At 67.6% G+C, this 24,676-nt stretch carries 23 protein-coding genes and 1 rRNA gene; 16 read left to right on the top strand and 8 right to left on the bottom strand.

Going from position 1 to position 24,676, the window contains the following annotated elements:
• Nucleotides 1-172 precede the first annotated feature (172 nt).
• Nucleotides 173-289: ribosomal RNA gene (rrf, locus tag D3226_RS10995) — 5S ribosomal RNA — on the top strand.
• Between the two features lie 160 nt (nt 290-449).
• On the opposite strand, the gene D3226_RS10990 is transcribed toward rrf, so the two are convergent.
• The 3 genes from D3226_RS10990 to D3226_RS10980 form a co-directional block, all read right to left on the bottom strand.
• On the bottom strand, nt 450-1,601 hold the full coding sequence (locus tag D3226_RS10990) for a GDSL-type esterase/lipase family protein (RefSeq protein WP_202382580.1): 1,152 nt from the start codon (nt 1,599-1,601) through the stop codon (nt 450-452).
• Complete coding sequence (locus tag D3226_RS10985; protein ID WP_202382578.1) at nt 1,598-2,179, bottom strand: TetR/AcrR family transcriptional regulator; 582 nt, start codon at nt 2,177-2,179, stop codon at nt 1,598-1,600. The genes D3226_RS10990 and D3226_RS10985 overlap by 4 nt, the downstream gene beginning before the upstream one ends.
• A 214-nt stretch (nt 2,180-2,393) precedes the next feature.
• On the bottom strand, nt 2,394-2,618 hold the full coding sequence (locus tag D3226_RS10980; RefSeq protein ID WP_202382576.1) for a hypothetical protein: 225 nt from the start codon (nt 2,616-2,618) through the stop codon (nt 2,394-2,396).
• A 460-nt stretch (nt 2,619-3,078) separates the two neighbouring features.
• Between D3226_RS10980 and D3226_RS10975 the strand changes: the two genes are divergently transcribed.
• Complete coding sequence (locus tag D3226_RS10975; protein WP_202382574.1) at nt 3,079-4,056, top strand: FUSC family protein; 978 nt, start codon at nt 3,079-3,081, stop codon at nt 4,054-4,056.
• 272 nt (nt 4,057-4,328) lie between these two features.
• Nucleotides 4,329-6,776 (top strand): M28 family peptidase, encoded by a 2,448-nt coding sequence (locus D3226_RS10970; RefSeq protein WP_202382572.1) that lies wholly within the window; start codon nt 4,329-4,331, stop codon nt 6,774-6,776.
• 82 nt (nt 6,777-6,858) lie between these two features.
• Here D3226_RS10970 and D3226_RS10965 read toward each other — a convergent pair whose 3' ends face one another.
• The gene (locus tag D3226_RS10965) at nt 6,859-7,968 is read right to left on the bottom strand and encodes a type I restriction endonuclease (RefSeq protein ID WP_202382571.1); all 1,110 of its coding nucleotides are present in this window, start codon (nt 7,966-7,968) and stop codon (nt 6,859-6,861) included.
• A gap of 101 nt (nt 7,969-8,069) precedes the next feature.
• Here D3226_RS10965 and D3226_RS10960 point away from each other — a divergent pair, with 101 nt between their 5' ends.
• Nucleotides 8,070-8,630, top strand: coding sequence for a pyridoxine/pyridoxamine 5'-phosphate oxidase (locus tag D3226_RS10960; protein ID WP_202382569.1), 561 nt, complete (start codon nt 8,070-8,072; stop codon nt 8,628-8,630).
• 34 nt (nt 8,631-8,664) lie between these two features.
• On the opposite strand, the gene D3226_RS10955 is transcribed toward D3226_RS10960, so the two are convergent.
• Nucleotides 8,665-9,492 carry an endo alpha-1,4 polygalactosaminidase gene (locus D3226_RS10955; protein ID WP_202382568.1) on the bottom strand — a complete coding sequence of 276 codons (828 nt, stop codon included), beginning with the start codon at nt 9,490-9,492 and terminating at the stop codon, nt 8,665-8,667.
• 59 nt (nt 9,493-9,551) lie between these two features.
• Between D3226_RS10955 and D3226_RS10950 the strand changes: the two genes are divergently transcribed.
• The 11 genes from D3226_RS10950 to D3226_RS10900 all read left to right on the top strand — a co-directional run bounded on the left by D3226_RS10950 (nt 9,552) and on the right by D3226_RS10900 (nt 20,492).
• The gene (locus tag D3226_RS10950; RefSeq protein ID WP_202382567.1) at nt 9,552-10,490 is read left to right on the top strand and encodes a 2-hydroxyacid dehydrogenase; all 939 of its coding nucleotides are present in this window, start codon (nt 9,552-9,554) and stop codon (nt 10,488-10,490) included.
• A gap of 166 nt (nt 10,491-10,656) precedes the next feature.
• Complete coding sequence (locus D3226_RS10945) at nt 10,657-12,165, top strand: APC family permease (RefSeq protein ID WP_202382566.1); 1,509 nt, start codon at nt 10,657-10,659, stop codon at nt 12,163-12,165.
• Nucleotides 12,166-12,401: 236 nt separating this feature from the next.
• Nucleotides 12,402-13,778, top strand: a complete 1,377-nt coding sequence (locus tag D3226_RS10940; RefSeq protein ID WP_202382565.1) for an NAD-dependent succinate-semialdehyde dehydrogenase — start codon at nt 12,402-12,404, stop codon at nt 13,776-13,778.
• A 169-nt stretch (nt 13,779-13,947) separates the two neighbouring features.
• Nucleotides 13,948-15,333 (top strand): glycine--tRNA ligase, encoded by a 1,386-nt coding sequence (locus D3226_RS10935; RefSeq protein WP_202382564.1) that lies wholly within the window; start codon nt 13,948-13,950, stop codon nt 15,331-15,333.
• Nucleotides 15,334-15,447: 114 nt separating this feature from the next.
• A complete protein-coding gene (locus tag D3226_RS10930) occupies nt 15,448-16,548 on the top strand; it encodes a CPBP family intramembrane glutamic endopeptidase (RefSeq protein WP_237462686.1) in 1,101 nt (366 codons plus the stop codon).
• Nucleotides 16,545-17,879: a hypothetical protein gene (locus D3226_RS10925; RefSeq protein WP_202382561.1), complete on the top strand. Its 1,335-nt coding sequence runs from the start codon at nt 16,545-16,547 to the stop codon at nt 17,877-17,879. The genes D3226_RS10930 and D3226_RS10925 overlap by 4 nt, the downstream gene beginning before the upstream one ends.
• A gap of 95 nt (nt 17,880-17,974) precedes the next feature.
• On the top strand, nt 17,975-18,301 hold the full coding sequence (locus D3226_RS14740; protein WP_237462684.1) for a YtxH domain-containing protein: 327 nt from the start codon (nt 17,975-17,977) through the stop codon (nt 18,299-18,301).
• A complete protein-coding gene (locus D3226_RS10915; RefSeq protein ID WP_202382559.1) occupies nt 18,298-18,822 on the top strand; it encodes a phage holin family protein in 525 nt (174 codons plus the stop codon). The genes D3226_RS14740 and D3226_RS10915 overlap by 4 nt, the downstream gene beginning before the upstream one ends.
• On the top strand, nt 18,819-19,079 hold the full coding sequence (locus D3226_RS10910) for a DUF3618 domain-containing protein (protein ID WP_202382557.1): 261 nt from the start codon (nt 18,819-18,821) through the stop codon (nt 19,077-19,079). The genes D3226_RS10915 and D3226_RS10910 overlap by 4 nt, the downstream gene beginning before the upstream one ends.
• Before the next feature lie 195 nt (nt 19,080-19,274).
• A complete protein-coding gene (locus tag D3226_RS10905) occupies nt 19,275-20,066 on the top strand; it encodes a uroporphyrinogen-III synthase (RefSeq protein ID WP_202382556.1) in 792 nt (263 codons plus the stop codon).
• 3 nt (nt 20,067-20,069) lie between these two features.
• Complete coding sequence (locus D3226_RS10900) at nt 20,070-20,492, top strand: hypothetical protein (protein WP_202382554.1); 423 nt, start codon at nt 20,070-20,072, stop codon at nt 20,490-20,492.
• Nucleotides 20,493-20,556: 64 nt separating this feature from the next.
• Here the strand turns inward: D3226_RS10900 and D3226_RS10895 are convergent, their stop codons facing one another.
• The 3 genes from D3226_RS10895 to D3226_RS10885 form a co-directional block, all read right to left on the bottom strand.
• Complete coding sequence (locus D3226_RS10895) at nt 20,557-21,132, bottom strand: nitroreductase family protein (protein WP_202382552.1); 576 nt, start codon at nt 21,130-21,132, stop codon at nt 20,557-20,559.
• A gap of 165 nt (nt 21,133-21,297) precedes the next feature.
• On the bottom strand, nt 21,298-22,221 hold the full coding sequence (locus D3226_RS10890; RefSeq protein ID WP_202382551.1) for an AEC family transporter: 924 nt from the start codon (nt 22,219-22,221) through the stop codon (nt 21,298-21,300).
• Nucleotides 22,221-22,892 carry a TetR/AcrR family transcriptional regulator gene (locus D3226_RS10885; RefSeq protein ID WP_202382550.1) on the bottom strand — a complete coding sequence of 224 codons (672 nt, stop codon included), beginning with the start codon at nt 22,890-22,892 and terminating at the stop codon, nt 22,221-22,223. The genes D3226_RS10890 and D3226_RS10885 overlap by 1 nt, the downstream gene beginning before the upstream one ends.
• 112 nt (nt 22,893-23,004) lie before the next feature.
• On the opposite strand from D3226_RS10885, the gene D3226_RS10880 reads away from it, so the two are divergent.
• Nucleotides 23,005-24,642 (top strand): amidohydrolase, encoded by a 1,638-nt coding sequence (locus D3226_RS10880; RefSeq protein ID WP_337248978.1) that lies wholly within the window; start codon nt 23,005-23,007, stop codon nt 24,640-24,642.
• Nucleotides 24,643-24,676: the final 34 nt, after the last annotated feature.

Below are 24,676 nucleotides of genomic sequence, written 5' to 3'. Positions count from 1 at the left end.
ACGGGTGGAGCTGACTGGTACTAATAAGCCGATGACTTGATTTCCACCACCTTTTGGGTGGGCATAGGTTTTCAGATGTAACGATGTTTCGCGTCCACTTTGTGGTTCCCAACGGACGGCCACACACAACACCCTTTTTGTGGGGTGGGTGTGGTTGATATGTTGATAGAGTTACGGCGGTTATAGCGTCAGGGAAACGCCCGGTTACATTCCGAACCCGGAAGCTAAGGCTGACTGCGCCGATGGTACTGCACTCGGGAGGGTGTGGGAGAGTAGGACACCGCCGGACACCTTTTATAGGGAGGGTTGCACTTGTTGGTCACCAGTGATGGTGGCTTGCGGGTGTGGCCCTCCCTTTTTTTGACCCCAAAAACAGGCGCTCATTGCGCCTGTCCGCGAGGGAGTGGGCCGCCTGGAGTCCGCGGTCCAGGCGACCTGAAGCTTCCCGGCTACGAGGCGACGAGCGGGTGGGGGCCCGCGAGCAGCCGATCCGCGAAGCGGTGGCCCATCAGGGCATGGGCTTCCGCCGTCGGGTGCAGGTTGTCGGGGAGCGGGAAGCGCTTGGCATCCGCCTCTGAATAGAGGTCGAGCCCATCGACGAAGTGAAGATGTGTGTCGTCACGTTGACGCTGCGCAGCGATGTCACCAAGCGCATCCCGGATCACGCGGAGAGTCAGGCGGCCGTGCGCAGTGTCACCTTCCGTGCCGGTCGCGACGAAGCGGACCTGCTCGGAGCCGATTGAACTTGGATCGAAGGCGCCCGGCCCCGGGGTGTTCTCGTGGATGCCGCAGAAGATCGGCGACATGAGGACGATCGGTGTCTGGGGTTGCCCGTCGCGGATCGTATCGAGGAATCCGTGTACGGCGGGTACAAACGTGCGCAGCCGCATCCCGTCGAGGTTCACCACATTGATCCCGAACTTCACGCTGATGAGGTCCGCCTCCGTGTCGCGGATCACCCGCGCCATGAATGGGTCGACGAGCGAGCTGCCTCCGAGGCCCAGGTTCTTCAGCTCGAGCCCCGCTTGCCGTGCAGCGACCGCAGGCCAAATCTCGGTGGGCGTGAGCGCGTTGGAGCCGTGGCTGATGGAGCTTCCATGGTGGACCCACCGGGGCTTGCGGCTCGTGGTCGGCGAGAGTGCGGCGTCCGAGCGCAGTTCGAGGAGCTCCAGGCCTTCGTTGTGGGGGAGCCAGATCTCGACCTCGTGCGTGCCCTCGGGGAGGGCGAACTGTGTGACGTGCGGCTCACCGCTGCGGGGTACCGCCTGGCCGGTCATGAGATCCACCTCCGTGGCGTCACCCCCGCTGAGCGGATCGCTGAGTATGAACGCACCGTCGACGACGACGTCGACCCGGCCGCGCGGCCGGTCTGCGCCCCGGTACACGACGCGGTGCGCGTGCGAAACAAGTGCAACCTCTCGACTCTGCGTGGTGAAGCGTACCCGTACCCCGGAAGGCTGCCCTTCCATCGCGAGAAGCTGAGGGTCCGGAAACTGCCGGCGTACCCAGGCCGGGAGGCGGTGGGGCGCGATCCCGCGCTCAGTCTCGACGAGCTCGGCAACGTCAGAGACAAACTCCGCGGTAATGGGAGTGATGATCATGCTGGGGTGTCCTTTCGGGGCCAAGAGGTGAGCGCCCGGTCGATCGCATCGAGCGCGGCCAGCCAGGAGCGCGCCACATCGTCGCTGCGGTGGGCGAAGCTCTCGGAGCGACTCAGCGAGAGGAACCCATTGATGGTTGCGCCGACGAAGCGCGTCGCGTCGACCAGGCTGTCTTCTGGGGTGTTGTATCCGCGCAGCACGGCGAGCGTGAGCGTGCTCAGCTGCGCCGCTTCAGCGGAGCGTGCGGTCTCCGGAGAAGCGGGCCTGAGCAGGGCCTCCCAGGCCCCTGGTCGTTCCCGGGAATAGTCCCGGTGTGCGTTGGCGAGACCGATGAGCGCATCGCGCCCCGCGCGTCCCGCAACCGCTTCCGCGACCCGCTGGGCCAGCTCGCCGAGAGCGAATCGATGTACGCCGGCGATGAGTTCGTCGCGACTTGCCAGGTGCGAGTAGAGGCTCGCGGGTTGCACCCCAAACTGTCTCGCGAGGGCACTGAGCGTGAGCTGCTCGAGCCCCGCGGTGTCGGCGAGCTCTGCACCAGCTGTGATCAGGCGTTCGGGGGTGAGATTAGCGCGGGCCATGATCAAATCCTACACCCTGTAGGTTTTGGCCAACGCTCATGAGGTTATGGGGTGCTCCCTGATGCCTCGGGAGTGCGGGGCTTCCTCCCCCTGGGCGGGTCGGGTTCAGTCCGTGCTGCGCCTGCGCGTACCCAGCGACGCCAGAGGATCGCAATCAGCGTGATGAGTGCAACGGGCGTGAGGACTCCGAGCACATTCCAGATCAGGATCCCACTCATGCGGTGTGCCCCTCCGGAAGTGGGGCCGCGTGGCTTGGGGGCGCTGTGCGGTGCTCGGTCGAGCCGCGCACAATCACCGTGAGGATGGCGCCGCCCACCGCGCCGGGGAGTGCGATCAGCGTAAAGATGAGGGGAAACGCGACCACGCCGAACCCGACTCCACCCATTGTGGAGCCCGAGGCCAGGGAAGACACGGTGCTGGCGAGCGCCGTGAGCAGCATGATGATGAAGAACAGCAGCAGCGTGAGTGGGTACCGCCACGACTGCGGTGCGGGAGAGCGGCCACTCCGGGCGTCGCCCCACGAGCAGCAGCCAGACGAGGAACGCTGAGCCGCCGAGGCACACGCCAAAGAGCGCCGCGGAGCCGAGCGGCGCGAGGATCGAATCGACGCCGACGACCCACACGAGCAGTGCGAGTGCGATGATCACCATGGTGACGAAGCTGAATGTGCCCGCAAGGAGCGCGCGTCGCAGCGCGGTCCCTCGCGGGAGTGGCGCCTGATCCTGTCGCATCTGTCCCCCGTATTCCGGGCACCTGCGGCTGCGGGTGCGTGTGCCTCGAAGGTAAGAGGGCGAGCTGGGAATGGCGGGGAAGTTGGCGGTTCTCGATCAAGTGTGAACACTCGGGCGCGAGCGGTCCGCCGGATATCCTGAAGCTTGAGTGTCGGGGAAGGGGAGCGAATGGCGAAGCTGCAGCGACTCTCGTTTCGGCTTCCGCTCAAAGCGCTGGCCTACTCGGGCGCACTCCTCGCCATCGGTGCAGCGGTGCTCGGCGGCACGGCGTGGGCGTACGGCCCCGCTGTCGCGCACGCGGGCTATCTCGCGATCATGCTGCTCCTCTCGCCTGCGCGGGCGCTGCGGCCCAGCGTGCGCGCCATCGCCGCGCTCTGGGCCGTGATTGTCTCGATCGCGGGTTTCTTGGCCGGCGAGTTCGGTGAGGGCGTGCCGCTCATCGGCCTGGTCGTCGTGTGCCTCGTGCAGGGACTGTTCCGCCTGGGTGAGGTTGCCTCGCTGACGCGCTCGCCGGTGAACTTCGTGGTGTTCGCGGGAATCGCGCAGACCGACACCCAGCTGTGGCAGGTTGCGCTCGGCTCGGTTATCGGGGCCGCATGCATGCTGGGGATCGCCCAGCTCATGCCGCCCAAGCGGGCACTGCCGCCGCCCTCGCGCACGGCGCCCGAGCGCATTGCCTACGGCCTGATGCTCGCCGCAGGTTCCGTGCTCATTGTGCTGGTCTCTGACGCCCTGCACTTCCCCTTTGCGAGCTGGGCGCTGTTGTCGTTCTGCATGATTCTCGCGGTTGGTGCGGATCAGCGCCGGGCTCGCGCGCGGGATCGCACGATCGGCACCATCGTCGGCGCTGCGGCGGCGGTGCTGGTTGCGTTGCTGCCCGATCCCGCGCCGTTTGTTGTCGCGGTCGCCGCCATGTTCCTGTGCGTCGCGTACCTCCGGGCGGGGAACTACACGCTCTTCGTGACGTTCCTCACGCCCGCGATCCTCCTGACGAGCAACCCGGGGGGGTCGATGCTCGCTCTCGGGGCGGGCCGAATCGAGGCGATCCTGCTCTCTGTCGTCGTCGCGGTGATCTGCAGCGCGATTGCACAGTGGCTCGGTGCACGGCTTCGCGCGGCCGGGACGTGGGAAGTGCGGAGACAGTGAGCACGAGTTTCGGTGAGATTCGCCGCATTCGTCCACGGCGGGCTGGGAGGCGAGCGCGCCGTGTGTGAACTTCGATAGAGTCACTGAGGGGTGCAATCGCGCCCCACACCACAGCTTCTGACCAGGTGCTTTGCCGGGTTATGGCGCGTGTGCTCGGTAGCCGGCCCGGCAGGGGTTCATAGCAGAACCACATGTTCGGGAGGGTGTATTTGGCGTGCGTTCGGCGAGGGGCCTGGTGAGGACACGGTTGTCAGAGAGGACACCCATTCCGCATGTCTGCAACACCCACTGGAACACCACCGCCCGCTCGGCGCCGCGCGCTCGGCGCGTTCGGTGCTGCCGCGATCGCGCTCCCGCTCGCGCTGACCCCTGTCGCGGCGAACGCTGCGCCCGCGGATCCCGCACCCGCCCCGGTGCCCCGCGGCGCGATCTCCGCAATCACCTCGGGGACCTACCTGCCCGGCTACGCCGCAGAATTCGCCGCTCAGGTCGACGACGCGACGGTGTTTGAGCATGTGCGTCACCTCGCGGTGGATATCGGCCCACGAGTCGCGGGCACCGCCGCCGAGGTGCGAGCCAACGCCTATGTGCAAGACCTGCTGAACAGTTACGGGTTCAGCACCGAGATCGAGAAGTTCCCCGTCAGCGAATCCCTGTTCGCAAACGCGACCCCAAGCCGCGACGCGGGCCTGCAGGTGAGCTGGCAGTTCCGCCCGGCGAGCAACGCGCTCTTCACCGGCCCGGATGCGCCCGTCACCGCAGAGGTTGTGGATGTCGGCGCCGGTGAGGGCTTCGACCCGGCCGCCGTCGCCGGGAAGTTTGTGCTGCTGAACTGGAACGCGACCGCAGCGGCGCGCAACGCGAAGATCGTCGAGCTCGCCGAGGCAGGCGCCGCCGGCGTCATCGTCGCGCAGACCACGCAGAACAGCTCGCTTGCGGCAGTCGGCAACGTCTCCGCTGCGGCCACCGGCATCCAGGTGGTCGGCGCCGCAGATGGCCAGGCCCAGCGTATCCGCGAGCTCCTCGCGGGAGGGCCGCTCTCGCTCGCCCTCACCACCGAAAAGAGCAGCCTCGAGAGCTCCAACACGATTGGCGTGCGGCCCGCCCAGGGTGAGAACGCAGAGAACGCACCCATCGTCTACATCGGTGCGCACATTGACTCCGTGGTGGGAAGCCCGGGCGCGAGCGACAACGGCTCGGGCGTCGGGATCCTGCTCGAGTCCGCGCGCATCATGAGCCAGTACCCGCTGAACACCGAGATTCGCGTGGGCACCTGGGGCGCTGAGGAGAAGGGCATCGTGGGGTCGAAGACACACGCCACGCAGCTCAGCCCGGACGAGATCGATCGCACCATCGGCGCGTGGAACATGGACATGGCGGGCACCTCGTTCCTCGGAACGGCTGAGCAGCCGTTTGAGTTCTGGGGGCTGACGGTCAACAAGGACAACGAGGACAACGCGGTGCTCAAGCAGGCATCGGCGCTGTCGAACATCACGGGGCGCGGGGATCTGAACCGCGGCGTCGTGGGCCGCAGCGATCACCAGTCGTTCCACGACGTGGGCATCGATGCTGCGGTGTTCAGCTGGATGTTCTGGTCGGCAACGAGCTCGATTGTGCTCGAACCGACTTATCACAAGCCCTCGGACACGATCGATAACATCTCGCAGGAGCGGATTGGGATCGCGGCTGAGCTCATCGGCGGATCCGCGTTCCGCGCGGCGCTCAACCCGGTCGCAGTGACGGTCGCCGACACGGAGAAGAAGCCGCAGGCGGATGTTCCCGTGGCTATGTCGTGCGGTGAGGACGATGGCTGGCGCGAGGTTGGCCGCACCGACGAAGCCGGCACGGTAGAGGCACTGGCTCCCGCCCTCGAGTGCGACTTCGCAGCGCTCGCCGCAGACGGCTCGCGTGGTGCGGTGCTGGACCAGCAGGTCACCGGCGCCGGGACTGTACAGATCGGATTGGCGCACGATACCGCTGCGCCGAGCATTGAGTTCGCTGCTCCCGAGGGCGAAAACGCTGCGGGTTGGTACCGCAGCGGGCCCGTGCAGCTTACGCTCTCGGCGACGGACGCGGGCGACACCGCGCCCACTGTTGAGTTCTCGGTGAACGGCGGCGAATGGCAGCCCTACACCGCGCCGATTGAGGTCGGCGCCGAGGGCGAGACGGTCGTCAGCGTGCGGGCAACCGACGCGAGTGGCAACGTCGCTGAAGACTCGCGTTCGATCCGCATCGACACGGGTGCGCCGGTACTCACCGCGACACCGAGCGCCTCGACGCGCGGTGAAGTGACCGTGAGCGCGACGGATGCGACCTCTGGCGTTGCTGGCGTCGAGTACCGCGTCCTCCCGAGCGGGGAGTGGCAGGAAGCGCCCCTCCCGGCGGCGCTGCGTCGTTCGGCAGATCCGATGCCGATCGAGACCACGGTCGTCGTGCCCCTCGGAGACGCGGCGGGCAGTGTCGAGTTCCGCGCAACCGATGTGGCGGGCAACCCGAGCGAGCTCGTAACGCTCGAATTCGCCGCGGCGAAGCCTGGTGAAACGAAGCCGCCCGTCACGCCGACCAAGCCGGGCACCAAGCCGGTTGCGAAGCCCGATGACGCGCTCGCGGCAACGGGTGGCAACAACCTGCTGCTGATCGGTGCAGCGACGGGCGCCCTGCTGCTCGTCGCCGGCGGTGCGATCATGGTGGCGCGTCGCCGCGAGGCGGCCAGCGAGTAGCGAGACTGCTCGCCCGCAAACTGCGGCCCCGGCGAAGAGGACATCCTTCTCGCCGGGGCCGCAGTGTGTGCGTCGTGCGGCTTTACCCGCTGTAGTAGCTCACGGTCTGGCGCAGGGCCTCCGCATGTTGATAGATCTCATCGAGCGTCTCGATCGGGTGACGCGTCTCATTCTTGTCAGCGTCGAAGATCCCAATGTACTTCTGTGACGTGTTGAACCAAAGCCGTGCAAGTGGTTTGCGGTTGTTGTCGTCGAGAAGGATGCCAAAGTAGGTCTTGTTGTCACGCTGCGCGATTCTCCCTGGAGCGACCTCGCTACAGATGATCGCGCGTACGATTTGAAACCCTTCGAGTTCCTCCAATGTCGTGACGATTCCATCGTGTTCCTCTGCCGCCGCGTCTACGGACGCTTCGGCGACGTGAGTGCTGGCAGCAGAGGAGGACACTGAGGTGTCGTCGGACTGAGAAGGCTGACCGCCAAGTGCGGCCTTGAGGCGGTCATTTACGCGGTCGTTCAGGAACTGCTTCATTGCCTTTGCTACGAGGTCCGTAAACTGTCCGCGAACCTTTTGCGTGAATGCGCCTTCGTACACGCGGGCAGTAAGAAACTTCACCCACTCCGCATCCGGCTCCGCAAACTGCGCCGTAAGCACGCGCTTGAACTCGCCTACATACTTCAGTTCTTCGGCGGCGTTGATGATCGAATCGAGATCAAAGGCGTCCTTCGCCAACTTGTTGAGCTCAGGGATCAAAGCGGTGTCGAGATCCGAAACCTGAATGACCAGGAAGGGCTTCTCGTCCATCTTGTTGGGGGCATCCAAATCTGTATAGAACTGATACTCGTCGCCGTTGGTCAGGATTGCGATTCGGGCGCTGGTGACTGCAAAATAGCGGAAAAGCTGCGAGGCGTGCTTGATGTTGAGTGGTGCTCCAACATGCTTGCACTCGATCAGAATCTGGACTTCACCGTCTTTGACGATCGCGTAGTCGACCTTCTCGCCTTTCTTGGTGCCGACATCCGCGGTGAACTCCGGGACGACTTCATGGGGGTTGAACACGTCGTACCCGAGAACAAGCGAGATGAACGGCATCACAAACGCGTTCTTCGTTGCTTCCTCTGTCTCGATTGAAGACTTTTGCTGTTCAAGCTTCGCCGCCAGGCTGTTGAGTCGCTCTCGGATTTCAGCTGACATACAAGACTCCCTATAAAACACAACGAATTGCCTTGATCATAGCCATGAAAAGTCAATGCTGTTAGTGAGACGCCTGGATGGGGCGGGCGTACGCTGAGGGCATGAGCGAACTCGAAACCCGTCTCCGCAGCCTGCCCGCCTTCCCGCAGCCCCTGCCTGTGCTCGACCCCGCGACCATGCCCGCGGATCCGGACACGCTCTTCCTCGACTGGCTCGACGCGGCGATCGAAAGCGGCGAGCGCCAGCCGCACACGATGGCCTTCGTGACCGCACGCGCTGACGGTGAGCCCGTCGCCCGCACACTCATCCTCAAAGACGTTGATGCGGACGGATACCACTTCTCGACGCACCGCACCTCGCGGAAGGGCATCGAGATCGCCGCCGACCCGCGCTGCTCGATGCTGTTCTTCTGGCGCGAGTTCGGACGCCAGGTGCGCGTCACTGGCGTCGCCGTGCCGCTCGACGATGCAGCGACGCAGCGCGACTGGGCCGGGCGGCCCAGCTACACCGGGCAGCCGAATCTCGACTGGCAGCGCTACGCCCTGCGCCCCACCGAGTTCGAGTTCATGCAGGCGCGTGAAGACCGGCAGCACACACGCGTCGAGTACACGCGCGGCGACGCCGGATGGCGCCAGGCGATCGTGGCCACGCCAGCGGGCTGAGCACCGCGCCGCCGTGCATGGACCCCGCGCGCGACTACTCCGCCGGGCAGGTCTCGAAAGCGTACTCGGCGGAACCGGGGACCGTGAGATCGCGGTCACGCAGCACCATCGAGCGCGGTGCCGCCGGGTCGACGCACATTTCGGCAAACGGACGGGGTAGCTCGTCGGTGTACTCGATGTCGATCACGTGCGCGCCGTAGAACTCAGCGAAGTTCTCGCACTCGGCAAACACCATGCACTCTTCGGTCACCGCGAAATCGAAACCAGCTTGGGATCGCATCAACGCGACGTCGTCCGCGGCGTTTTTCTGCCCCGCCGCGAGCCCGGCCGCGTGCGCGGTCTCGACGAGTGCGGCAGCGAGTTCGACGTTGTCGGCGCGCGTGAGCACGCCCGCGGAGCGACTGTACGTGTCCAGATTGTCGAACTCGACGGCGTCGTAGCCATCGCGTGCGCAACCCTCGATCCACGGGTCCACGACCTCGCGGATCGCATCGCGCGTCGCCGCGGTGCGCGTGTCGAGCAGCACCTCGTCGGGCCACGCCGGATCGTGCACCAACTCGCCCGCATCGTCGCGCAGCAGGGCTTCGTCGGGCCACTCTGCGAGTTCTCCCGGCTGGGTTTGAAAGCCGTTCACGTAGCAGATCGAGTACACGCCCTCGGCGGGCGCCGCACTGCGATCACGCGCCACTATCGTCACACCGGGCGGGGGCTCGGATGCGCCGCCGAGCTGATAGTCGGGGGTGCCGCCCGTCGGCGGCAGCGTGATGTCTGGGGCGAGCGACGCCGCGCAGCCCGTGAGGAGCAGGAGGGCGGCGAGCCCGCTCGAGAGTACAGCGGGAAGTGCGCGTTGAGATCTCGTCACGGAACCAGTATCGCGGAACGCACCCGTCAACGAGGCACGCTGAGCGATACACTCGGGGCATGAGTGACCTCGTCGTCTCCCTGCCCGCTGAAGGCCTGCGCGAAGCCCTGGGGGAGGTGCCCGGCGTCGAATTCGTTGAGTGGGATCTCGCCGAGCCCGCCCCGCGCGAGCGCTTCGACATCGTCGTGCCGCCGTACTGGGGTGGCGCACGACAGCTTGCCGCGCTCGCCGCGGTGGAGGCGCGCCTCGTGCAGTGGCAATCGATCGGGTACAACGGAGTTGCGAAGCATCTGCCCGAGGGGGTGCCGCTCGCAAACGCCGCAACCGTGCACGAGGCCTCAACCGCGGAGCTCGCGCTCGCACTGACCCTCGCCGCTCAGCGCGGCATCCCCGAGTTCGTGCGCGCCGGCGATGAACACCGGTGGGAGCTGCGATCCTTCCCGAGTATCGCTGACCGGCGCGTGCTGATTGTCGGCTACGGCGGTGTCTCGAAGGCGATCGAGGCCCGACTCGCCGGCTTCGAGACCAGGATCACGCGCCTCGCCCGCACCGCCCGCGAGGACCGGAACCTTGCGGGCGAGACGGTGCCGGTGCGCGGGTTTGACGAACTGGGCGATGCGCTCGCGGATGCCGACATCGTGCTCGTCGCGGTACCGCTCACCGACGAGACCCGCGGCATGTTTGGTCAGGCCGAGCTCGCGCGCATGCCCGACGGCGCACTGCTCGTCAACGTGGCGCGCGGCCCCGTGGTCGACACCGATGCGCTCGTCGCCGAACTGCAGCGCGGCCGCCTGCGCGCAGCGCTCGACGTCACCGATCCCGAGCCGCTTCCCGCTGACCACCCGCTGTGGGAGTGCCCGGGCACGCTGATCAGCCCGCACGTCGGCGGCGATTCGACCGCCATGCTGCCGCGCATGGTGGCGCTCATTCGCCGCCAGATCGCGCACCTGCAGGCGGGTGAGGCGCCCGAGAACCTCGTGCTGGGGGAGTGGGTGTAGCTCCGCGCAGATACCGCGGGCGCCGCGCCACGGGAAACGTGCACAGCGCCCGCGGTGCAGCACTGTGCAGAATCGCTTTTCTCTGAGCGGCGCGCGGGTCTATGCTCGCTCCAGCGGGGACACTTCGGTCCCCCGGATCAGTGTCGATCCGAAAGGAACACAGCGCATGTCCGCAACCCCACCCACCGGTCGCCTCGCCGATGACGAGCACCTCGCCGTCCTCGGCTACGAGGGCAAGTTCGACCGCTCCATGAGCCTGTGGGCGAACTTCGCCCTCGGCTTCACCTACCTCTCGCCGCTCGTCGGCGTCTACTCCCTCTTTGCGACCGCGCTCGCTACGGGCGGCCCGCCCTCAATTTGGTGGATCATCATCGTCGCGTGCGGCCAGATGCTCGTCGCCCTCGTGTTCGGCGAGGTCGTGTCGCAGTACCCGATCCACGGCGGCATTTACCCCTGGGCACGCCGCCTCTGGGGCCGCCGCTACGCCTGGCTTGCCGCCTGGGTGTACATCTGGGCGATGATCGTCACGATCACGGCGGTCGCAGAGTTCGGCGCCGGCTTCATCACGAGCCTGTTCGGCATCACGCTCACCCCCGAGTCGACCCTGTTCACCGGCCTCGGGCTGCTGCTGCTCGCGCTGCTCATCAACTTCTCGGGCACGAAGTGGCTCGCCCGCATCGCGCGGATCGGCCTTTTCGCGGAGCTCATCGGCGTCATCGGCCTGGGGCTCTACCTGCTCCTGTTCCAGCGCAAGCACTCGTTCGGCGTCTTCTTCGACACCATGGGCACCGAGGGCGACGGCTCGTACGTGCCAGTCTTCCTCGCCTCCGCGATCGCCGGTCTCTTCCTCTTCTACGGCTTTGAGGCCTGCGGCGATGTTGCGGAGGAGGTGTCGGATCCGGCCCGCCGCATCCCGCGCGCCATGCTCATGACGATCGTGGTCGGCGCGATCTCGGCGCTGTTCTCGTTCGCGGGCTACGTGCTCGCGGCCCCGAACCTCGAGGCGATCGTGGCGGGCGAGGAGGGGGATCCGATCCCCGCGATCCTTGAGGCCACTCTCGGCACGGTTGGTGCGAAGATCTTCCTCGTGATCGCGATCCTCGCATTCATCTCGTGCGTGCTGAGCCTGCAGGCCGCGGCCTCGCGCCTCCTGTACTCGTTCGCGCGCGATGGCATGCTCCCCGGCCACCGCTGGCTGTCGCAGGTGTCCGAGCGCAGCAAGGTACCCACGAACGCGCTCATCGTCGCGTGCACGGTGCCCGCGCTCATCTGCGTACTCATCTACTTCAACGAGGGCATTCTGGTGCCCGTCACCTCGTTCGCGATCCTTGGCATCTACTTCGCCTTCCACATGGTCGTGTTCGCTTCGCTGAAGCAGCGCTTCCAGGGATGGCGTCCGGCCGGGCCCTTCAACCTCGGCCGCTTCGGCATCGTGGTGAACGTGCTCGCGCTGGCGTACGGCGTCTTCGCCATGATCCTGCTCGCGCAGCCGGGCGACACGGGCAACTTCCTCACCGACTACGTTGTGCTGCTCGGCCTCGGCGTGGTGCTCGTCACCGGACTGCTGTATCTCTTCATCGCACGTCCGGATCGCCTCTCGACGGCGCCGTCGGGCGACGCGAAGCAGGTGGCGGATGAGATCCGTCGCCGCACCGGCCAGGTCTCGGTGCAGTAGTCGCAGATTAGGATCGCGGCCAGCGGTGGTCGCGTCCCCGCCGCCCCGCACTACACGATGCGCGGCGTACACAGTACGAAGCCCGGGCCCGGCGCACGCCGCGGCCCGGGCTTTGTGCTGCCTGGGTGTTGCCGGACTTTCTTGCGCGGGGGTCGAAATCCCCCGGTCCGGAGTGCGACGATAGGGGGACAGCCGCAGACTATGCGCGCTGAACACTAGACAGGAAACGATAAATAATGGCGAAGTATCGAGTTCAGAACCCAGCGACGGGCGAGATTGTCGAGACCTTCGAATCCGCAACGGATGAGCAGATTGAGCAGAAGCTCGCTGCCGCCGATGCCGTCTACCGCGAGTGGCGCGAGAAGAGCGTGCAGGAGCGCGCCGCCGTCGTCAAGCGCGTGGCCGAGCTCTTCGAGGAGCGCAAGGACGAGCTTGCGCGCATCATCGCACTCGAGATGGGCAAGTCGCTCGCCGAGTCGATCGACGAGGTCGAGTTCGCGCGCGACATCATTGAGTACTACGCGGTCTACGGGCCGGGACTCATCACCGATGTCGAGATTCCGAGCACCATCCCCGGTAAGGCGCTCATCGAGCAGAAGCCGATCGGTACGCTGCTCGGCGTCATGCCGTGGAACTTCCCGTACTACCAGGTGGCGCGCTTCGCGGCCCCGAACCTGGTGCTCGGCAACACGATCATCCTGAAGCACGCGGACATCTGCGCGCGCTCCGCCCTCACGATCCAGGAGATCATGGAGGAGGCCGGCGTGCCCGTGGGCGGCTACCAGAACGTGTTTGCCTCGCACGACCAGATCGCCACCATGATCGCGGATCCCCGCGTGCAGGGTGTCTCGCTCACCGGTTCGGAGCGCGCCGGCGCCATCATCGGCGCCCAGGCCGGCACGCACCTCAAGAAGTGCGTGCTCGAGCTCGGCGGCATCGACCCGATGGTGGTGCTCGACAGTGACGATGTCGCAGCCGTGGCGGCCGAGGCGTGGAACTTCCGCACCTACAACGGTGGCCAGGTCTGCAACTCGAACAAGCGTCTCATCGTGATGGACGACATCTACGACGAGTTCGTTGCCGAGTTGGTCAAGCTTGCCGAGGGGCTTGAGCCGGGCGACCAGCTCTCGCTCGCAGAGGGCCAGTACGCGCCGCTCTCCACGCGCACCGCAGCGGAGACTGTGCACGCGCAGGTGCAGCAGGCGGTCGCCGAGGGCGCAACGCTCCTCGCGGGCGGCGTGCTCTCCGAGGGTCCCGGCGCCTACTACTCGCCCGCAGTGCTCACGGGCGTGCCGCGCGAGGCCCCCTCGTACGGTGAGGAGATCTTCGGACCGGTGGCTACCGTGTACAAGGTGTCGAGCGACGAAGAGGCGCTTGAGCTCGCAAACGATTGCGCGCTCGGCCTCGGCGGCTCCGTCTTCTCGACCGATGAGGCGCGGGCCACCCGTGTCGCTTCGCGCCTCGAGGTGGGCATGGCGCACGTCAACACGATCGCCGCTGAGGCAGCCGAGCTGCCCTTCGGCGGCGTGAAGCGGTCCGGCTTCGGCCGCGAGATGGGCCCGGTGGGCATCGGCGAGTTCGCCAACCGCCGCCTCTTCTTCACCGCGAAGTAAGCGCTGCACGTTGGCCCGCCTCGGCTTCCGAGGCGGGCCAACGTCGTTTCAGGATCGCCCGGCAGACGCTCCCCGAACCGCTGTTCAGGAACGCGAGTAGACTGGGCGGATGCTGGCTCCGGCCGGTATTCCCAAGATCCCCGCTTGCACCTTGGAGTGACACACGAACATGGCTGAACAGTCCCGCCTTGATAAGGTCATCGCCCTCGCCCGCCACCGCGGCTTCGTTTTCCAGGCGGGTGAGATCTACGGCGGATCTCGCTCCGCATGGGATTACGGTCCCCTTGGCACGGCGCTGAAGGAGAACATCAAGCGCCAGTGGTGGAAGACCATGGTGCAGAAGCGCGACGACGTCGTGGGTATCGACTCGAGCGTCATCCTCCCGAAGCAGGTGTGGGAGGCCTCAGGCCACGTCGAGGTCTTCAGTGACCCGCTGGTGGAGTGCCTGCAGTGCCACAAGCGCTACCGCGAGGACCACCTCATCGAGGAGTTCGAGGAGAAGAAGGGTCGCGCCCCCGAGGGCGGCCTCGCCGAGATCGTCTGCACCAACTGCGGCACCCGCGGTCAGTGGACTGAGCCGCGCGCCTTCTCCGGCCTGCTGAAGACCTACCTCGGCCCCGTCGACGACGAGGCGGGCATGCACTACCTCCGCCCCGAGACGGCGCAGGGTATCTTCGTGAACTTCGCGAACGTGCTCCAGGCCGCGCGCATGAAGCCCCCGTTCGGCATCGGCCAGATCGGCAAGAGCTTCCGCAACGAGATCACGCCGGGCAACTTCATCTTCCGCACCCGCGAGTTCGAGCAGATGGAGATGGAGTTCTTCGTCGAGCCGGGCACGGACGAGGAGTGGCAGGAATACTGGATGGCCGAGCGCATGCGCTGGTACACCGACCTCGGCATCAACGCCGACAACCTGCGCTTCTACGAGCACCCGCAGGAGAAGCTCTCGCACTACTCGAAGCGCACCGCAGACATCGAGTACCGCTTCGGCTTCACCGGCAGCGAGTGGGGCGAGCTCGAGGGCATCGCTAACCGCACGAACTTCGACCTCTCGACGCACTCGGAGCACTCGGGCAAGGACCTGAGCTTCTTCGACCAGACGAAGAACGAGCGCTACACGCCCTACGTCATCGAGCCGGCCGCCGGCCTTACCCGCTCGCTCATGGCGTTCCTCGTCGATGCGTACCGCGAGGAGGAAGTGCCGAACTCGAAGGGCGGCACTGACAAGCGCACGCTGCTCGCACTCGACCCGCGTCTTGCGCCCGTCAAGGTGGCCGTGCTGCCGCTCAGCCGTAACGAGGCACTCTCGCCCGCCGCGCGCGAGATCGCACAGGACCTCCGCGAGGACTGGAACGTCGACTTCGACGACTCCGGCGCGATTGGCCGCCGCTACCGTCGCCAGGATGAGATCGGCACGCCGTTCTGCGTGACCGTCGACTTCGATTCGCTCGAGGACAACGCCGTGACCGTGCGCGAACGCGACACGATGCAGCAGGAGCGCGTGCCCCGCGCTGAGCTGCACGCGTACCTCGCTGCGCGCCTGCGCGGCGCGTAACGCCCAGCGCCTCATGCACACAGCCCCGAGCCGATCCCGGCTCGGGGCTGTGTGCATTGTGGGATTCGCGGGTTTCCCCGGACAGCCCAGGGGAGAGATGGGAGAATGGGAGCCATGACAAGCCCTGGACCGGAGCACCCCTCCCAGCCCCAGCCCGCGCAGCCCCAGTACGCGTGGGCGCAGCCGCCGATGCAGCTGCAGACCGTGGAGACCGAGCCACTCGAGTACCACCGCTTGCTGCGCGGCATGCAGGGCTACACCTGGTGGAAGCCGCTGGTGCTGCTGCTCCTCTCGGGTGTGTACTTCGGGGTGCTCACGGTTGTGGTGACCCTGATCTTCATGCCGATCATGATGATCTTCGACCCCACCTACCTCACGGACGTCGCGACGGGCGCCGCAGAGATGATCGACACGCAGCGCCCGGTCTCCGTGGCACTCAGCATGGTGTCGATCATCATCATGATTCCGGCGGTGCTGCTCGCCATGCTCACCCTCGGCATCCGCCCGGTGGGCCGCGTATGGTCGGTCGCCGCCCGCATTCGCTGGGGGCTGCTCGGCAAGCTCTTCGGCGTGGCCGTGGTCTCCGTGCTCGTGATGAACGCCGTGGCCATGGGCGTCGAACTGCTCATGAACCCCACCGTGGTCTCCACCCCCGCAGAGGGTCCCGCGAGCGAGTTCGACGTGAACGCCGCGCTCTGGTCACTGCTGCTCATCATCCTGCTCGTGCCGTTCCAGGCGACGGCCGAGGAGGTCGTGTTCCGTGGGCTCTTCATGCAGGTGCTTGGTGCGTGGTTGAAGAATCCGTGGTTCGCGATACTGATCCCCACCGTGGGCTTCGCGGCGGCGCACATCTACGACATCTGGGGGCTCGCCGCGGTGGGTCTCATGGGTGGGGTGGCTGCCTGGCTGAGCTGGCGCACGGGCGGGCTCGAGGCCGCGATCGCCATCCACGTGGTAAACAACCTCATTGCGTTCGGCTTCATGACGGCCGGTGTGGGCGGTTCGACCGCGCAGACAGCCGACGGCGGTGGGCTCGGTAGCGTGATCGGCGAGATTGTGGGCCTCGGGCTCTTCATCTGGCTGACGCTGAAGGTCTTCGCTCGGGATCGCCACGGTCGCACCCGCATCGACCTCGTGCAGCGCGCGGTGCCGGTCGCCCCGGCGACCCCGCCGCAGAACGGCCCGGTCCAGGGCTGGACCGGGGGCGCAGCATGATCGATGTATGCGTGGTCGGCGATGGGCTCGTCGAGCTCGCGACAGCACTCGAGTTCGCCGAGGTGGGACTGAGCGTGCGTGTGTTCCCCGCGCCGGAAGCGGCGGCTGGTGCCGGGTGGGAAACGCTCAGCGATCCACGTGGCGTCACCGACCCGGACGGGCAGCTGCAAGAGTTCCTTGCTCACATCGCTGCGCCGATCACCCCGGGTGATCCCGCGGAGGAGCGCGCGACGCCGCGTACCTCGCCACCCAGCCCGGTGCTGCTGCGCGGCGCCAAGCGGAACTGGGTGCCGGAGCCGCAGCCGGCGGTGTGGGGCATCCCCGCGGTGCCATTGGCCGCCGATTCGATGGCCGTGCTCGGCACAGCCGGCGCGCTGCGTGCTGCGGTCGACCGGGTGCGCCCCGTGCTGACGATCGGCAAGACGCACGCCTTCGGCGACCTCGTGCGTGCGCGCATGGGAGCGGCTGCGCTTGACCGGCTCGTCGAACCGCTCGCGCGAGACGCCTACGGGGTGCACCCGGACGACATTGACGCGGCGCTCATCGCCCCCGGGCTGAACGAGGCGATGACCCGCGTGGGCACGCTCTCGGGTGCGGCACTCGACACGGTGGAGCGTCATGTTGCACGTGAAACTCTCGTCGCACCGGCCGCCGGTTGGGGTGAGCTGCGCGACGCGCTCGTCGCCCGGCTCGCGCTCTACCGCGTGGAGTTCGCTGAGACGGCGCCCGCGCGCATCCGCGAAGCGGAAGAGAGCTGGCTGATTGACACCGCTGGCCCCGAGGGCGAACTGGTGGCCCGGGCGCTCGTAATCGGCGTCGACGCTCGTGCCGCGACCGAACTGCTGCCGGAGCTCGAGGAGCTGCGCGTGGGGCCGACGCGCGCGGTGGGTGCGCTGAGCATCGACGACCCCGGGTTCTCGGCTGAGCAGCAGCGTTGCGCAGCGGTGCAAACGGTCGTGCTGCAGGATGGCGCGACCTGGAGTGTGCGCGCCGAGCGTGGCGCGACGGGCTGGAGCGCGCACGCGCGTGGCCCAGCGGGCGAGCCGCAGGGCGCTGCGCAGGCGAGTATTGCCGCGCGTGCGCGCGAGGCGGTCGAGGGCGCCGGCTTTGTTCCGCGCGGCACCGGACGCACATGGATGCAGTTTGCGCCATATGCTTCCGCCGCGAGTCGCGATGCGGCGGCTGATCGCCTTGCGGTGTGGTGCGCGGCCCGATCCGAGGTACTGCCTGTCGGAGCGGCGCTCCACGGCGGCGCGATTCCCGCGGCGCTGGAGGACGCGCGGGCGCGCTCCGTGCGCCTGCGCAGACACCTCGCGGGCATCGCTGAGTGATTCGATCTCGGGTATATGACGCAAACGGTATGCAACAGCCAGGGAAGCCGGAGTAGGCTTGCCAGGAACACCGGACGATTTCGGCTGGAGGCAGTATGAAGGGCAAGATCGCATTCGTTCTCGGAGCGACCGTTGGATACGTGCTGGGCACGCGCGCGGGTCGGGAACGCTACGAGCAGATCAAGCGCGGCGCACAGTCCGTGTGGAACACGGAGCCGGTGCAGCGCGGCGTCGGCGTGGTGCGGGATGCCGCGCAGGGGCGCGTTGACCAGCTCAAGGCGACCGTGGTGCGCGCAGGCAAGGGCGCGTTCGACGCGATGACTCGTGACCCGGCAGCGCCGAGCACGTCGGCTCCCGCGCGCTCCGCCTCGGCGGATGCCAAGCCGGAGCCCAGTGCAGCGAAAGCGGGCGATGCCGAATGAGTCGAAAGAAAGACCAGGCCGGCACGTTCGAACTGCTTTCGCGCCTGCCGCAGCAGATCGTCTCGCTCGCAAAGATCGAGTACGAGAACGCAAAGCACGAGGTTGCATCGAAGGCGAAGAAGGCCGGCATCGGCGCCGGCGCGATCACTATCGCGCTGTTCTTCGTGTTCTTCATGCTCCAGGCGCTCGTGATCGCTGCCATCGCTGCGCTCGCACTCGTGTGGCCCTGGTGGCTGGCGGCGCTCGTCGTTGCGGCGCTTCTCCTGCTGCTCGCGGCGGGCGCGGTGTTCGCCGGAGTTGCGCTCATCAAGCGCGGCAACCCCGTGCCCGAGGAGACGCTCGGGCGAGTGGGTGACGATGTCGCCGCGATGGGCGAGGTGCGCTTCAACGCGACGACCCCCGTGCCCGAGCCTGGTGCCCCGCGTGCCGGCGCGCAGCCGGGCGGCCGGACGTCCGAGGGTACTGGGCAGGGCGAGCAGTACCGAATGCCGCGCGTCGGCGAGGAAGGAAACTGGCGATGAGCGGTTGGAACCGTGAGCAGGGCGTCGCGGACGCCGCACAGGCGCGCACCGAGCTCTACGACACGCTGACGCAGCTGCAGGGGCGCCTGAACTACGCCCAGCGCATCGACGACTCGGTGGCCGACGCGAAGCGCCGCATTGCCGCCGAGAAGGAGCAGAACCCGCTGGTGTTCGCTGCGGGAGTTGCGGGCGTCGCGGTCGCCGCGGGGCTCGTGGTGTGGGGGATCGCTCGCGCGGTCTCGCGCCGCCTGCGCTGAGCACGGAGCGTAGTCGCCCAGCCCTTCACCGAGGTCACAGTTCCATTCCGTTACCGGTCTCGGGGGCCCTCATTTTGCTTCCGGGGCGACTCGGGGTGAGAATAGGGGATAACGGTTTTCCGTGCGCGACCAGCTCCAGGTCCATCAGCGACTCGATAGTTGGTCTTTCTTATTGTCGTCAAGTGAGTGGGGTCTATGTCGTCAGAGGCAAAACCGCTCAGTGGGCTGCGGGTTCTCATCCCCCGCGGCGGCACCTGGGGGGATTTAGTTTCGAAGGCCTTGCGCGAGCAGGGTGCTCATACGGTGACCTCTCCGCTCGTGGACTTCGCTCACACGAGCGAGGAAGAGAAGCTTGTCGAAGCGCTGAAGCGCCTCGAAGCCGGTGAGTTCGACTGGATGACGGCGACCAGCTCGACCGTTGCCGATGTGCTCACGCACCACAACGCGGTCATCCCCGCGGAGACCAACGTCGCGATTGTGGGCGAGGCGACCGCCGTTGCCTTCCGCGACGCCGGCTACCACATCACCCGCACGCCCGAGGCGGAGAACAGCACGCACGCGCTGCTCGACGAGTGGACCGAGATCGACACGGGGGACGTGCTCCGCGTGCTCACCCTCCGATCCGACGTCGCGATCCCCGTGCTCACGGAGGGGCTCATCGACCGCGGGCACGATGTCACTCAGGTGCTGGCCTTCCGCACCGTCGGTGTCCCCGCCTCTGTGCACATCCGCGAGGACATCGAGTCGGGCCGCATCAATGCGCTGCTCGTCGCGTCCGCGAAGATCGCGCAAGAGGTCGCTGCCCAGTTCCCGAAGCTCCCCGAGAACACGATCGTCGCCTGCGTGGGCGTCAACACGCTCGAGGCCGCTGCGGCGGTGGGTCTGCCCGCCGACGCGGATGATCCCGCTCACCCCGACTACGCGATGAAGCGCGCACTGATCGAGACCGTTGAATCGGTCATCGACCAGAGCGACATGCTGGACTAGGCCATGGCGCGCGTCGAGGTGCACGAGGACCGGGTGGTGATCCGGCTCACGCGTGCGGAGCGGGTGGCCGCGCTGCGCCGTCGCGACATTACGCTTGATCGCTCTGCCATCACCTCAGCGGTGATCACCGCTGACCCGTGGGTGTGGTTGCGCGGCGTGCGCGCTGCCGGGAGCCACGTGCCCGGCACACTTGCCTCGGGCACCTGGCGCAGCTTTACCGGCCGCGACTTCGTGCTCGCCCGCAAGGGCCGCGACGCCGTGGTGATCGACCTCGAGCCGGCACCCGAGACCGCGGAGGATCGCGGCTGGGTGAGCGAGTTCGACTCGTTCTCCCGCGTCATTCTGTCGACCGTGCACGCGGCCGAGCTGGTGCGTGCGCTGCGCCTTGACGACGGCTCGGGCTCAGTCACCCTCGATACCGACTAGGCACCGGGTCGCGGCGGTGGGCCGGAAGCCCGACCCACCTGCGCGCTGACCCGTGCGCGGGGGGTTAGTCGCGCGCGATGAAGAGGTCCTCGAGCACGATGCGCGTGCGGGGTGCCAGCTCGCGCTCACGGAGCGGCTCGGGCAGCTGCTCGGCATCGCCGATCGCGCCGATCACCATCACGGAGACAGGCTCGAACCGCGCATCCAGGTTGAAGGCCGCACGAATCGCGTCACGGTCGAAGCCCCCCATCTGGTGCACGTGGAAGCCCTCGGCGTGTGCCTGCACGGTGAGGTGCGCGACGGCCTGTCCCAGGTCGTACTCGGCCCACGGCTGCGGGTTGCCCTCAGCGTTCGCCACCTCTGCGACGTTCACAACGAGCGCGCCAGCGCTGCCCGCCCACATGCGGTTGAAGCCGGCGAGCGTCTCCTCAATCGCGGTGAAGTGCTCGGTGCCGCGGCGCGCGAGGATGAAGCGCCAGGGCTGCGAGTTGTTTGCGCTCGGCGCCCAGCGGGCCGCCTCGAAGATGCCGCGCAGCGCCCCCTCCGGGAACGAGTGATCGGCGTCGAATGCGCGGGGGCTCCAGCGCTCGGCGAGCGTGTCGAGAACGGGGGCGCTGGTCTGTGCGGTGCGCGGGCTCACGGTGATGGGTCTCCTTGAGAATTGGGGGCGGTGAGGTCGCGGCACGCGCCGCTACCCGGCAGTCTGTAACGCCCGGGATGCGACCGCTATTCCCGCACCGGGGGAGCGGGAATAGCGGGGCGGCGTGTGCCGCGATCCCCATCGACTGCGCGTGTGCGCTCTCAGCTATGACCCGCCAAGCGCCCAGGCGATGAACGCGATGACGGGGAGCGCCGCAAAGGTCGTGAGGAACACGGTGTCGCGCACCATCGTCTCGGCGCGACGATAGGTGGCCGCGTAGTTGTACACGTTTTGGGCGGTGGGCAGCGCGGCGATGATGGTCGCGACGAACACTTCGTGCGCGGAGAGGCCACACGCTGTCGCGAGCAGCCAGGCGACCGCGGGCATGGCGAGCACTTTCAGGCCCGACGCGGTGAAGACGGCCGCGCGCCCCGTGCCCGGCTGCAGCGCCCGCTGACCGCGCAGCGACATCCCGAAGCTCAGCAGCACCATCGGGATCGCGGCGCCGCCGAGCATCTCGATGGGGGCGAGCACGAGCTCGGGGATGGGGAGGCCGACCAGCGCGACGATGAGACCGGCGACCGAGGCGAGGATGATCGGGTTCGACGCGGCGCGGCCCAGGGCGACGAGTGCCCCGCGCTGATTGCCCCGCGTGGTCTCGAGGATTGCGAGCACCGCGGGGGCGAAGATGACCAGCTGCACGAGCAGCAGCGGGGCGACGTAGGCTGCGTCGCCGAGGATGTACACCGCGACCGGCAGGCCGAGATTGTTCGAGTTGACGTAGCCGGAGCAGGTGGCGCCGAGCGTGGTGGCTGCCAGGTCGCGCCGGAACCGGAGCCGTGAGGCGAGCACGAAGAGGGCCGCGACGATGAGGGCAGACAGGCTTGTGATCAGGATTACGGGGGAGAAGATGATGCCGGGATCGCTGTCGTGCAGCACCGCGAAGAGGAGGGCTGGGGTGGCCACAAAGAACGCCACGTTGTTGAGCACGCGCCGCTCTTCGCCGCGCACGACGCCGAAGCGTGCGGCCAGGTAGCCCGCGCCGATCACCCCGAGGATGAGCGCGAACCCCTGCAGCACACCGAGCATTAGGGGGCAGTGCTCCCTGCCGTGCGGAGGCCCGCGATGAGGGCGACGAGGCCAAACTCAAAGGTCTCCTCGGCGGTGCTGCGGCCCTGCGCGGTCGCGTGCGCGCGTGCGGCAAGTTCGGCGGCGGTGAGCGCCGGGGCGATCGCGGCATTGCTCGTGGGCCGGAGGTTGTCGTCGGGCGCGAGCGAGTCGAGGGCTGAGCCGATGATGAACGACTCGATCGCCACGAGCGCGGGCACGATGCGGTGCTCGGGGTAGCCGTCGCGGCGCATGGCCGCAGCGATCCGCTCGTAATCGATGATCGACTCGGGCTCGTCAGCCACGGGCAGGGTTGCGAGCGCGGCGATGATGCCCGGGTGCGCGCCGAAGGTGGCGCGGTAGGCGCGGGCCCACGGCACGATCGCCGTGTGCCAGGGGAGCGCGTCGAAGCCGTGGTCGCCCACGCGCGCGGTGAGCTGGCCGCGCATCCCCGCGATCAGCTCGTCCTTTCCCGCGAAGTAGTGGTGCAGCGCCGAGGGGCGAACCTCCAGGCGGCGGGCAAGCGCGGCGAGGGTGAAATCGGCGCCGCGTACATCTGCGAGCTCGAACGCTGCGGTGAGAATCCGCTCGTGTGAGAGCACAGCGGTGCGCGGTCGCCCAGCCGCTCGGCGAGCCTCAGGCGCCGAAGTCATGGAACCCCCTTGTGCCGCGGTGTTTGCATTGCATATTGAATCTGCGTAAATTGATGGTGCTCCGCGTCACTTCGAGGATACGGGGTCTCACGAAACCCCGGGGGAGGACCGCGTGCCGAACACGAGCGCCGAGCTGATCATTTCTGGTGCCCGCGTGCACACCATGGTTGCAGGGGACGCCACACCGGCGCCGCGCTCCATTGCCATCGCCGATGGGCGCATCCTCGCGGTCGGCGAAGCCCAGGAGATTGCCGAGGCCTTCCGCGGTTCGAACACGCAGGTGGATGACGCGAGTGGTGCGACGATCACCCCCGGCCTCATCGACGCGCATCTCCACCCCATTCAGGGCGTGGAACTCTGCCAGGGCATCGACCTCGGCCGCGTCCAAGACGTTGCGGGTCTCCGGACGGCGCTCGCCGCAGAGGCTGAGCGCGTGCGCCGAGACACGAGCGACGGCTGGGTGCGGGCCTGGAACCTCGACTACGCCGTGTTCGAGGGCGCGCAGCTCACCTCGGCGCTCATCGACGAGGCGGTCGCCGGGGTGCCCGCAATGGTGTTCTTCTTCGACTTCCACACCGCGCTCGCGAGCACTGAGGCGCTGCGCCGCGCGGACATCACCGGTGCGCGAACCTTTGAGGACAGCTCGGAGATCGTCGTCGATGGCGCGGGTGTGCCCACCGGCGAGCTGCGCGAAGACAGCTCGTACCAGCCCATCCTCGAGGTCGCACCGAAACCGAGCACCGAGGAGACCCTCGAAGCCGCACGGGCGACGTTTGCGCGCATGCGCCGCTCCGGGCTCACGGGCGGCACCATCATGGATGGCAACTCCGGCACCCTCGACCTGCTCGAGGCGCTCGACTCTTCGGGCCTCGGCCTGCCCGTACGCATCGTGAGCGGGATGGACGTGAAGCCCGTCTACACCGCCGCGGAGCGCGCCGCCATCGCCGCGCAGCGTGACCGCGCCGGAAACCGCTGGCGCGGTGGCGTGATCAAGCTCTACGCCGACGGGGTGATCGACACGGGCGCCGGCTGGCTCTACGAGGCCGACGCCGACGGACAGGGGCTCGACGGCTTCTGGCCCGACCAGGCCGACTTCGTCGCCGCCGTGCAGGAGTTCCACGCCGCAGGCTTCCAGATCGCCACGCACGCGATCGGCGATCGCGCGGTCGGCGAAACGATCACCGCGTACGAGACCGTCGGGAGCCGGGCGCTCTCCGGCGTGCCGCACCGCATCGAACACCTGGAGACGCTCGACCCCCGCGATCTTGCGCGGCTCGCCGAGACGGGCATCACCGCCTCGCTGCAGCTGCCCCACCTGCAGTGGCGCATCGCCGACGGCAGTGATGAGTGGGCACGCCGCCTGGGCCCCGTGCGCGCGGCGCGCGCATGGGCAGCCGGCAGCGTGCTGCGCGCCGGCGCCCCCCTGGCGCTCGGTTCGGACTGGCCCATCGCCGATCTCGACGCGCGTGTGGGCCTTGCCTGGTCGATGCTGCGCCGCGAACCCGGCGCGCGCGACGCGTTCGTGTACGAGCCCGAGGAGCGGCTGACCGCCGCGGAGGCGCTGCACGGTTACACGCGAGGCGCCGCCCTCGCGCAGGGCGACGACGACCTGGGCGTGATCCGTCCGGGCGCTCGCGCCGACCTTGCCGTGTGGGCCGAGGACCCGCTCGACACCCCCGGCGATGATCTCGTCGAACTCCCCGTACTGGCCACCTACCTCGACGGCCTGCACACCTCACACGAGGGCTGACGCGCGGGCACTCGCCCGACACCGCCCTCTCTCT

The organism is Leucobacter chromiireducens subsp. chromiireducens (assembly GCF_016758255.1).
In the GTDB taxonomy this organism is placed as follows: Bacteria; Actinomycetota; Actinomycetes; order Actinomycetales; family Microbacteriaceae; genus Leucobacter; species Leucobacter chromiireducens.
This window is presented reverse-complemented; position numbering and strand designations above follow the sequence as displayed.

Bases quoted from the DNA above. Each gene is read 5' to 3' on its own strand.
- D3226_RS10990 (WP_202382580.1), bottom strand. From the start codon at position 1,601: ATGATCATCACTCCCATTACCGCGGAGTTTGTCTCTGACGTTGCCGAG.
- D3226_RS10985 (WP_202382578.1), bottom strand. From the start codon at position 2,179: ATGGCCCGCGCTAATCTCACCCCCGAACGCCTGATCACAGCTGGTGCA.
- D3226_RS10980 (WP_202382576.1), bottom strand. From the start codon at position 2,618: ATGCTGCTCACGGCGCTCGCCAGCACCGTGTCTTCCCTGGCCTCGGGC.
- D3226_RS10975 (WP_202382574.1), top strand. From the start codon at position 3,079: ATGGCGAAGCTGCAGCGACTCTCGTTTCGGCTTCCGCTCAAAGCGCTG.
- D3226_RS10970 (WP_202382572.1), top strand. From the start codon at position 4,329: ATGTCTGCAACACCCACTGGAACACCACCGCCCGCTCGGCGCCGCGCG.
- D3226_RS10965 (WP_202382571.1), bottom strand. From the start codon at position 7,968: ATGTCAGCTGAAATCCGAGAGCGACTCAACAGCCTGGCGGCGAAGCTT.
- D3226_RS10960 (WP_202382569.1), top strand. From the start codon at position 8,070: ATGAGCGAACTCGAAACCCGTCTCCGCAGCCTGCCCGCCTTCCCGCAG.
- D3226_RS10950 (WP_202382567.1), top strand. From the start codon at position 9,552: ATGAGTGACCTCGTCGTCTCCCTGCCCGCTGAAGGCCTGCGCGAAGCC.
- D3226_RS10945 (WP_202382566.1), top strand. From the start codon at position 10,657: ATGTCCGCAACCCCACCCACCGGTCGCCTCGCCGATGACGAGCACCTC.
- D3226_RS10940 (WP_202382565.1), top strand. From the start codon at position 12,402: ATGGCGAAGTATCGAGTTCAGAACCCAGCGACGGGCGAGATTGTCGAG.
- D3226_RS10935 (WP_202382564.1), top strand. From the start codon at position 13,948: ATGGCTGAACAGTCCCGCCTTGATAAGGTCATCGCCCTCGCCCGCCAC.
- D3226_RS10930 (WP_237462686.1), top strand. From the start codon at position 15,448: ATGACAAGCCCTGGACCGGAGCACCCCTCCCAGCCCCAGCCCGCGCAG.
- D3226_RS10925 (WP_202382561.1), top strand. From the start codon at position 16,545: ATGATCGATGTATGCGTGGTCGGCGATGGGCTCGTCGAGCTCGCGACA.
- D3226_RS14740 (WP_237462684.1), top strand. From the start codon at position 17,975: ATGAAGGGCAAGATCGCATTCGTTCTCGGAGCGACCGTTGGATACGTG.
- D3226_RS10915 (WP_202382559.1), top strand. From the start codon at position 18,298: ATGAGTCGAAAGAAAGACCAGGCCGGCACGTTCGAACTGCTTTCGCGC.
- D3226_RS10910 (WP_202382557.1), top strand. From the start codon at position 18,819: ATGAGCGGTTGGAACCGTGAGCAGGGCGTCGCGGACGCCGCACAGGCG.
- D3226_RS10905 (WP_202382556.1), top strand. From the start codon at position 19,275: ATGTCGTCAGAGGCAAAACCGCTCAGTGGGCTGCGGGTTCTCATCCCC.
- D3226_RS10900 (WP_202382554.1), top strand. From the start codon at position 20,070: ATGGCGCGCGTCGAGGTGCACGAGGACCGGGTGGTGATCCGGCTCACG.
- D3226_RS10890 (WP_202382551.1), bottom strand. From the start codon at position 22,221: ATGCTCGGTGTGCTGCAGGGGTTCGCGCTCATCCTCGGGGTGATCGGC.
- D3226_RS10885 (WP_202382550.1), bottom strand. From the start codon at position 22,892: ATGACTTCGGCGCCTGAGGCTCGCCGAGCGGCTGGGCGACCGCGCACC.